Below are 625 nucleotides of genomic sequence, written 5' to 3' on the forward strand. Positions count from 1 at the left end.
ACCGATGAGCCCCAAATTTACGCTTACCGAAACAATCACAATACCTTGGATTTAAACGGTGTCACTTTTACTAAAGGGTTATCGAACGCTCTAGCCGGTATTTGGTCAAGCTCTCATGTCTCTGGCGATGGATTGATGGCAAATAACATTAACCACATGGATCTGATTTTGCAGCCTGACTTCGTGTTCTTGTTCCGTGTCTCAAACGAAGCAGGTGAAGAGTCCGTTAAACAAGGCGTGTTTTACACTGAAGACGAGTATTTAGTTCTTTTGTATGAAAACGGCGAGCAGGGCACAACGTACAAACTAAAAGAAAATGAACTCACCATCCAAGATAGTAGTGGTGATATGTATGCCGTACTCAACCGAGTCACACAATGAGTCATTCATATTGTTAATTCTATAAATGAGTATTCATACGGTTAACTTCTAATGTTGAGTAAATGTTAATCAGAAAGCGGAGCTAACCATCAAAAAGCTCCGTTTTTTTATAGAAAGACTTGTATTCTGATACCACAACCCATACAAATAGCTTATATCGTGATACCAGTTAAAGGGTTTGAGACCTGTAAACTGGTATTTTTGTAGTTCGACATACAAGGATTTATGGACATGTCTCAAGCTC

Annotated in this window: 1 pseudogene; it reads left to right on the top strand. The window is 39.2% G+C overall.

Annotated features, from left to right (window positions below):
- Positions 1–381 (top strand): annotated as a pseudogene (locus R8O11_RS28895) (hypothetical protein); the annotation flags it as partial.
- Positions 382–625: the final 244 nt, after the last annotated feature.

The sequence above is a fragment of the Vibrio sp. 1288 genome (assembly GCF_033344475.1).